The sequence below is a fragment of the Streptomyces sp. UH6 genome (assembly GCF_013421635.1).
GTDB lineage: Bacteria > Actinomycetota > Actinomycetes > Streptomycetales > Streptomycetaceae > Streptomyces > Streptomyces abyssomicinicus.
On the sequence record NZ_JACADT010000551.1, the window covers coordinates 1 to 3800 of the forward strand.

The 3800-nt window shown below is 72.0% G+C and carries 3 protein-coding genes; all 3 read left to right on the forward strand.

The window, feature by feature from the left end:
- Positions 1-2: 2 nt before the first annotated feature.
- Complete coding sequence (locus HW445_RS21800; protein WP_180222668.1) at positions 3-1676, forward strand: CotH kinase family protein; 1674 nt, start codon at positions 3-5, stop codon at positions 1674-1676.
- Positions 1677-1863: 187 nt separating this feature from the next.
- The gene (locus HW445_RS21805) at positions 1864-2601 is read left to right on the forward strand and encodes a response regulator transcription factor (RefSeq protein WP_180222669.1); all 738 of its coding nucleotides are present in this window, start codon (positions 1864-1866) and stop codon (positions 2599-2601) included.
- Positions 2598-3800 (forward strand): histidine kinase dimerization/phospho-acceptor domain-containing protein (locus tag HW445_RS21810; RefSeq protein WP_308799660.1); only part of this gene is annotated, 1203 nt, incomplete at its 3' end. The genes HW445_RS21805 and HW445_RS21810, both read left to right, overlap by 4 nt.

A 3800-nucleotide genomic window follows, 5' to 3' on the forward strand; every position in this document is an offset into this window, starting at 1 on the left:
TCATGGTGTACGGCTTCGGCGACGCCCGGATCTCGCCGTACGTCACCTCCTCCTCCACGGCGGAGGGCGACCCCATCACCCAGGACATCAAGGGCACCGTCGACCTGTACGACACCTCGGTGGCGCACAGCGTCCAGGTCAGCTACGACCAGACCGAGTTCGACACGATGATGAAGGAGTTCCAGGACGACGGGAACAAGGAGTACATCGAGGCGGACCTGACCGTCGACGGGGTGTTCCTGGAGGACGTCGGGCTGCGCCTCAAGGGCAACTCCACGCTCATGTCCCTGCGCGGCGGCGGTGCGGGCATGCCCGGCGGCGGCCGGACGGCGCCGGAAGGCGCCGCGGCCGGGCAGGGCGGTACCGGGCAGGCCGGTGCCTCGCGGAATGGCACCGCGCAGGGCGGCACCGCGCAGGAGGGAGCCGCGCAGGAGGGAACCACCCAGGAGGGTGCCGCCCAGGGCGGTACCGCGCCGGACCCGCAGCAGGGCGGTGGCGGTGGCCGGGGCGGGATGACGCAGTACGACCTGTCCGAGGACAAGCCGGAGGAACTGCCCTGGCTCATCAAGATCGACGAATTCGTCGAAGGCCGCGCCTACCAGGGGGAGCGGGAGATCTCGCTGCGCCCCGGCACCGGCGAGCAGCTCCCGGTCAACGAGGCGCTGGCGCTGAGCCTGATGGACTCCAGCGGCCTGAAGAACGAGCGCTACGCGTTCACCTCGTTCGAGGTGAACGGGCGGCCCGTCACCACCCGGCTCATGGTGGAGAGCCCCGACACCGAGTACGCCGAGACCTCCGGGGACGGCGACGGCGTGGTGTACAAGGCGCGGGCCGGCAGCAGCTTCGCCTACGTGGGGGACGATCCGACCGACTACGAGTCCTCGTTCAAGCAGCTCAACAAGGTCGGCAGCCAGGACCTGGAGCCGGTCATGAAGCTCGTCAAGTGGGTCGACGAGGCGTCGGACGAGGAGTTCGCGGCCGAGCTCGACCAGCACGTCGACGTCGAGTCCTTCGCCACCTACGTGGCGGCGCAGAACCTGCTGCTCAACTTCGACGACATGGCCGGACCGGGCAGGAACTACCTGCTCCGGTACGACCTGGGCACCAAGAAGTTCACCGTGCTGGGCTGGGACTACAACCTCACCTTCTCCGGCGACGCGACGGCCGGCCCGGACGACGAGATCGGCATGGGCGGCGCGCCCGGAGGGATGCCGGAGGGCGGCATGCCGGAAGGCGGGATGCCGGAGGGCATGCCGGAAGGCGGTCCGCCCGAGGGACTGCCGGAAGGACTGCCCGAAGGAATGCCCGAGGGAATGCCCGAAGGGATGCCGCAGGGCGGCGTGCCGGGCGGCCCGGGGGCGGCCCAGGGCGAGGACGGCGCCGAGGGCGAGGGCGGCCGGGGAGGCATGGGCGGCGGCGGAATGTCGGGCCACGCCCTCAAGGACCGCTTCCTGGAGTCGGACGCGTTCGACGACGTCTACAAGAAGGCCTACCAGGAGCTGTACGAGAAGTTCTACGGATCCGGCACCGCCGTGGAGTCGCTCGACCGGGTCGCCGACGCGGCGCGCGCGTCGGGCGCCGACGGCGAGGGCCTGGAATCCGCCGTGGAGAACCTGCGCACGACGGTCACCGAACGCGCCGCGGCGCTGGCGAAGGACGAGGAGGTCACCGGCTGACTCCCGCGCCCGGACGGAGCCCTCACGGCCCCGTCCGGGCGCCCGGGCATGCTCCCGCCCCCGCCCCTGCCGGAGGAGACATGCCCGCCGCGAGCACGGCTCGCGGCCCACCGCAGGTAACGTCCGGTACGGGCCCACGCCCCGGCACACCGTGGACCTCAGCGAAAGAACGGGACCGCACAGCACCATGACCGACCCTTCCGGAGCGGAGCCGCAGCACCGGCTCCTCGTCGTCGAGGACGAACCCAGCATCCGCACCCTGCTCGAGTCGACCCTGCGGCTCAGCGGCTACCGGGTGAGCAGCGTCGGGACCGGCCGGTCCGCCCTGGCCGAGGCCGAACGGCTCCACCCCGACCTGCTGCTCCTGGACGTCATGCTGCCCGACCTGGACGGCTACGAGGTGACCCGCCGGCTGCGCGAGGCGGGCAACCACGTGCCCGTGCTGTTCCTGACCGCCCGCGCCGGCGTGGACGACCGCATCAAGGGGCTGAGCGCCGGGGCCGACGACTACGTGACCAAGCCGTTCAACATCGAGGAGGTGCTGCTGCGCATCCAGGCCATCCTGCGGCGCACCCTGGGATCCGAGGCACTGCTGCCGGACACGGTCCTGCGCTACGCCGACCTCGAACTCGACGAGACCGCGCACGAGGTGCACCGGGCCGGTCAGTACGTACAGCTCTCACCGACCGAGTTCAAACTGCTCTCCTACCTCCTCGACAACGCCGGCCGGGTGCTGAGCAAGGCGCAGATCCTCGACCACGTGTGGGGCTACGACTTCGCCGGCGACACCCGCGTGGTGGAGACCTACGTCAAATACCTGCGCAAGAAGATCGACCGGTTCGAGCCGCCGCTCATCCACACGGTCCGGGGGGTCGGCTACTGCCTGCGGCTGCCGCGCGAGAACCAGGGGAACTCCGAGCAGTGAGCGTGTTCCGCCGTCCCGTCGCCCCCCGTTCCCTGCGCGGCCGCCTCGTCCTCGGTGTCACCGTGCTGGCCACGGTGGCGGTCCTCGCGTCCGAACTGGCCGGGTTCTTCGTACTGAGGTCGTGGCTCCTGGACCGGGTCGACCAGCAGCTCGCCGCGTTCCAGCCGCGGCCCCCGGCCTTCAGCGACGCCCGGCGGCCCGACGGCCCCCCGCCCGTGGCGGGCGCGGGCGCCCTGCCGTCCGACTTCCGGGTCTACTTCTACAACGCCTCCGGACAGCGTCTGGACTACGTGCTCGGCTCCGACGACACGCCGGGCCCCCGGCTCCCCGGCACCGAGGAGGAACTCGGCCTGACGGAGGGCCGGCCCGAGACGGTGGAGGCGGAGAGCGGCGACGGGAACTGGCGGGTGCTGCTGCGCACCGGACCGCAGGGCATGGGAGCCGTCGTCGCGCTGCCCCTCGACACCGTGGACGGGGCGACGTCCAAACTCCTCTGGATGGACGCCCTGCTGCTCGCCGTCACCGTCGCGGCCCTGCTGGCACTGGCCCGCGGGGTGGTGCGCCTCGGCCTGCTGCCGCTGACCCGCATGGAGCGCGCCGCCGGGGCGATCACCGCCGGACGGCTGGACCTGCGGCTGCCGGACACCGATCCCGGCACCGAGATCGGACGACTGGGCAAGGTGCTCAACACCATGCTCGACCGGCTGCAGAGGGCACTGCAGGAACGCCAGGCCTCGGAGAGCCGGCTGCGCCAGTTCGTCGCCGACGCCGGTCACGAGCTGCGCACCCCCCTGACCGCCATCCAGGGCTTCGCCCAGCTCGCCCTCCGCGCCGACCGCCGGAGCGAGGGGGAGCGACGGGAGGCCGACCGGCTCGTCGCGCAGAACGCCGAGCGCATGGGCCTGCTCGTCGACGACCTCCAGCTGCTCGCCACGCTGGACCGCGAGCCCGCCTACCAGCGGGAGAGCGTCGACCTGCTGTCGCTGGCGGCGGACGCGGTGAGCAACGCGGCCCTCCAGCGTCCGGGCCACCCCGTGACCCTGGAACCCCTCGGTGACGCACCGGGCCGCGACGACGCCCCGGAACTGGACGTCGTCGAGGCCCTGGGCGACCCGCACAGGCTGCGGCAGATCGTCGAGAACCTCCTCTCGAACGCCCGGACCCACACACCGCCCGGCACCCCGATCCACGTCCGCGTG